The sequence below is a fragment of the Acidisoma sp. L85 genome (assembly GCF_009765865.1).
In the GTDB taxonomy this organism is placed as follows: Bacteria; Pseudomonadota; Alphaproteobacteria; order Acetobacterales; family Acetobacteraceae; genus Acidisoma.
In genome coordinates this window covers 1-4,745 of sequence record NZ_LMUQ01000066.1, presented here as the reverse complement: position 1 = coordinate 4,745, position 4,745 = coordinate 1, and the positions used below count along the sequence as shown (strand labels likewise).

Annotated in this window: 3 protein-coding genes; all 3 read left to right on the top strand. The window is 55.8% G+C overall.

Features of this window, described 5'->3' with window-relative positions:
• The first annotated feature begins 577 nt into the window (after window positions 1-577).
• The 3 genes from GSQ83_RS23400 to GSQ83_RS23390 all read left to right on the top strand — a co-directional run bounded on the left by GSQ83_RS23400 (window position 578) and on the right by GSQ83_RS23390 (window position 4,699).
• Entirely contained in the window at window positions 578-943 is a 366-nt protein-coding gene (locus tag GSQ83_RS23400) for a hypothetical protein (RefSeq protein WP_158805296.1), read from the top strand.
• Window positions 944-1,825: 882 nt separating this feature from the next.
• Window positions 1,826-2,023: a hypothetical protein gene (locus GSQ83_RS23395; protein ID WP_158805295.1), complete on the top strand. Its 198-nt coding sequence runs from the start codon at window positions 1,826-1,828 to the stop codon at window positions 2,021-2,023.
• Window positions 2,024-2,386: 363 nt separating this feature from the next.
• Window positions 2,387-4,699: a primase-helicase family protein gene (locus GSQ83_RS23390; RefSeq protein WP_158805294.1), complete on the top strand. Its 2,313-nt coding sequence runs from the start codon at window positions 2,387-2,389 to the stop codon at window positions 4,697-4,699.
• Window positions 4,700-4,745 lie beyond the last annotated feature (46 nt).

Sequence of the window (4,745 nt, the reverse complement as noted above, 5' to 3'; positions counted from 1 at the left end):
CCACCCGCTACGACCGCTGCGCACACACCTTCTTCTCCGCCATCTGCATCGCAGCCAGTGTCACCTTCTATCTCAAAGAATGAGTCCTGACCCTAAACCGGCACAGCCTGTGCCCACCCCGAAATAAAGAAACGGCGCCCCGGCAAGGGCGCCCGTTCTCAACAGATAGACTTATACTATGTACAATCCTTATACTAAAACTATGCAGAAGTCGAGTCCTGCGCTAGATAATTTGCTAACACAGACTGCACAAGCAGGGTGGCCCGAACCACTACTACATAAAGAGCGCCACGAGGAACCAACCGTAAGCCTCAAGCTTGGCGCGGCTCATCAGAGCGTTTCCTTCACCGCACTCATATTACACACACTGCCCGACGATAACCGGCCGGATAGTCTCCGAACTCATATAGCAGCGCAGATCGAGGCCATCGTTATCGGCCGAATCCTCGCGGAGTTTGATGCCCCGTGGCTTTGGGTGCGGCGAAGCGATAAGGGCGACACGGCACTTCTATTCCGCACGGCAAGGCCAATCGTCGGTCGGCGCCGTGCCCATATCCATCATGCCAACCACGGAAGCTTGGGCGAGGTTGAACTACTCGGCGCGGGCTACCGAGCCGTATTGAGCGGACAGGCCGAGGAAGGCTACGCCGCTCACGTCCGGTGGGAACGTACAGGCTTCCCCGACCAGCCATTCGAGATGCCGAGATTGGATGATGGTATCGGGCTTGCCTGGCACGAGCGACCCGACCCAGAGGCGGTGTATGCCGAGATGTTCTGCTCACCGACCTTGGTCAACGGCGAGATGTTGGTCCGGGCACGGCCAGCGATGGGCGACCTGTTCACCGGGGCGCTGGACGAACTCGGGCGATATAATGTCGTGGCTGATGAGGTGCAGACTAAGCCGACCGACGCGGCGAGCTGGACGCGGCACCGCGCGGTATAAGCCAAACTCTGTCAGGGATGGTAGGGTAGAGTAAATCAACCCTGCCAGCCAAGTCGAGTGTATATCTACGAAGTTTCCAATTTGACAGGGATACAGGGCGTCAGGGTAGATTCTAAACCCTTTCTACAAAATTCCTGGAAGCCCCGTGGGGGTGCCGTCCCGCTTAGTTTAAGGGGGGCACGTGTATGTCCTTGCTATTGGTTCGGGCTAATTTTTCTAAACTTCTTATCCTCTTATTATACCCTACCAACCCTGTCAGAAGAAGAAGGATATAGATATATACAGGGCTTTTGACTGTCAGGGTTGATTCTGGCTACCCTGTCAGGGGGCAACTCAACCCTGCCAACCCTGCCAGAGAGGCCCCCGATTACCTTAAACCATGCTCCTTCGCCTAATTAGCTCGGCCCCGCGTCTTCTATCTCGACCCATCTGAGACTGTTCCAGATATATCTTTCCGCTGGACTCCCACGGGCCGGTCCGGCTATAGGGACCGCCGCAGACGCGTAGCCGTGCCTACCCAGCCTTAACCGTCAACCGAAGGGTAAGTGTGCCGATGACCGGAACCTGAAAGGAGATACACCCATGCCGTCTATATCGTCCGTAGTCCCCCGAGCCACCGCGCCGCTCCCTCCAATCGAGGTAGAGCTTTGGCAGCGATACAAACCCTTCCCAGCCTTTGTAGCGATAAGACTACCAGCGAGTTACCGTGACTCGGCCGGAAGCAACGCGGACATATTATCCCCGCGTCATCAACTACTGTATCAACTTCAGTAACAATTCGTGAAGTATATACCCTGCCAGGACAATAGGTAAGGTACAACCCGGCAGGGTATATAGGTCCTAGCAAAGCATTTCAACCATCATTTCAGAAGGAATTATTAGATGGCATTGCCGAAAGACGCCAAGCAGTTCTCGATTTACTTGGCGAGAGACAAATACGACGCACTGCGGGCAGCTGCTGCCCGAGAAGGCGTTCCGAAGATTGAGGTGGTCCGCCGCGCCATCGGCGTCTGGCTCGACAGTGAAGCGGCGCGACTGCGGGCTGTTAGTTCTACGGCTACGGGCGAGGCACAGCCGTGAGCGGCGACACTCCCGCCCCCGTCGAGGTCGATGAGCTAGATGACGATGCCGAAGCCCCCGATGACGGGCGGCATATCTTCGATAGGCTGGCTCTGCCCGCGAGCATGCGCCGCAAGCTCGTCCTGATCCAATCCGTATATAGATTGCCAAACGAGCGGTCGGCTATTCGCGCCGTGTTGCATGCGGGATTGCCCGCGTTGTGCAAGCAACCGATACCCGCACACCTCGTGGCCCAAACAAAGAAAGGGGGCGCAGCGAATGAACGCCGAGCCCCCTAAGTCAACACTAACACAAATCCCGGAGGCGCCTACCACGGAAGCCTCCAGCCATCAAAACCCACTCTCTGATAAGCGAATTTGACTAATGGATTACTCTAACACAACCGATGACTTCTTGTCTAGGGCTGAACTTAGCACGGATGACGTTTCTGCGGACGAAAATTCGCATGGCGATACTACGCCCGGCAGTATCACCGATGCTCGCCTAGCGGGACTTCCTGATGAGCCTCTGATCTCTGTCGCGCCACCTAACGCCAAAGGCATTCCCGAGGCAGGATGGGGCAAGGCGCCCGCCGAAGTATGCGGTGAAACCGACAGCGGCGAAATCCGCTACCAAGGCCTCGGTGCCTGGCAGAAGGGGAATCAGGACGCGAACAGCAAACGCGTTGCCAATCGAGACGGCGCAAACTGCGGATTGGTCCTCGGCCTCAAGACCGAAGCGGGCCAGTTCCTAGCTTTCGACGGTGACTTCGCCATTGACACGCCCGAGCAAATCGAGCGGTCGCTCAAACTCTGCGAAACCGTGCGGAACGTTGTTACCTGCTTTTACGATGTGTTGTTCCGTGAGTCGCGACCGGGTCGTATCGCCTTCCTCGTGCGAATCCCTAACGAGGAGTTCGCGGGGCACAAGCTGGTTCATTACCTGAATAAGACTGGCACGCAAGAATCCTACGGAAAAATAGAGCTACTAACGACCGGCGAACAGATTGTTATCGCTGGAGTCCATCAGCATGCCGGAAGAATCTTCTGGTATGGTGACGACGACAAGGCCGTGACGATGCCCGCGCCCGCGTTGAGCGGCATCCCCGAGCTTAAGGATCTCAACGCGTTCTATGACTTGGTCGGCTTCGTCCTCAGTGAGCTGGAGAAAATAGGTGTCAGCAGTGTATCGGATGGCCGCGCAGCACAGAGGCAGCGGCGTGCCGACGACGGCACCGTCAAACAGTCCAATTTGGCTGACTTTGCCGCTCCTAGCGCGGCAGCCCTGATAACTTACTGCCAGGAGCTACCGAACAATGAGGACGTCGACCGCGACACCTATTCCGACGTGAACCTTGCCGTCGAAGGCGCGCGCCGTGGGCTATGGGAATTGGGCAAGCTTACCACTGAAGAAAACCAAGCAATCATTATCGAGCTTATCAGGTGGTCCACCCGCTGGAAACCAAAAGCAGGCAAGCCGGGCACGACATGGGACAAAGAGGCTGCGAAGTACAAAGAGGATTGGTCTACAGCCGTTGTGCGAAGCGGTTGGAAGAAGTTAGGCTCAATCGCTTCCGACCTGAAAGTGCGCGACATGTATAATAGGCTCGATGTTAGCGAGCCAAAGACAGCAGCGGTGGATGACTTCAGCTTCACCGAGCGTGCCGCTTCGGGACCCGCAGATATCGACACGGCTAGAAGCACCGACAACGGGACGGACAGTGCCGCCGACGTTGGCAGTGACACAGATAACGGCAAAGCGACCGCCGAAGACGATACCCCAGAATTGGCGGCGCAGATTAAGGCGTTTAACGGGAAATATTTCGTTGTCCAAGAGAACGGCAAGACCCTCGTCTTCATAGAAAGTTATGACCACGGGCTCAATCGACGCAAATTTGACCGAATGTCATTCAGTGATTTTCGGAACTTGTATCTCAATAAGCAGGTCAGAACCGGTCGCGATAAGGATGGGAATATCGAATATGGAAACGCGGCAGCCCTCTGGTTAAAGCATCGCAGGCGCCGTCAGTATACGGACGGCATCGTGTTCGATCCGTCAGGCCTAGAACGTCCCGATGTGCTGAACCTCTGGATGGGCTATGATGTAGACCCGAAGGCTGGTGACTGGGGACTTTTGCGCAAGCACATACACGACAACATTTGCAACAGTGACAAAGAGTGCTTCCGCTATTTAATTGGCTGGATGGCTCGCCTGTTGCAGCGCCCCGATCAACTGGGTGAGGTGGCGGTCGTCCTGAAATCGGGTGAAGGTACTGGTAAGGGTATCTTGGCTAGGGCACTGCTCAAGATTATGGGGCCGCACGGAATGCAAATCAGCAATGCTAAACATCTAGTCGGCACCTTTAACAGCCACCTGCGGGATTGCGTTTTCCTGTTCGCGGACGAGGCGTTCTTCGCGGGTGATCGGGCTCATGTGGGTGTCTTGAAAAATATCGTCACTGAGCCGACGTTGACGACCGAAGCGAAATTCGTCAATGCCACGACAAGCCCGAACTACCTCCATCTGATGATGGCATCGAACAACAACTGGGTCGTGCCCGCCTCACTGGATAGTCGTCGGTTCTTCGTATTGAATGTAGGCGAGACTAGGAAACAAGACACCGAATACTTCGGCGCGATTCAGGCACAGCTAGGGTCAGGACCCATTAATTGCTTGCTTCGGCTCGGCGCATTGTGATTCTGGAGATGGCGGGAGGATACCGTCATGGACAAACTGTTTCTGC

Excerpts from the sequence above, each read along its gene's own strand:
- GSQ83_RS23390 (WP_158805294.1), top strand. The coding sequence starts at position 2,387 with ATGGATTACTCTAACACAACCGATGACTTCTTGTCTAGGGCTGAACTT.
- GSQ83_RS23395 (WP_158805295.1), top strand. The coding sequence starts at position 1,826 with ATGGCATTGCCGAAAGACGCCAAGCAGTTCTCGATTTACTTGGCGAGA.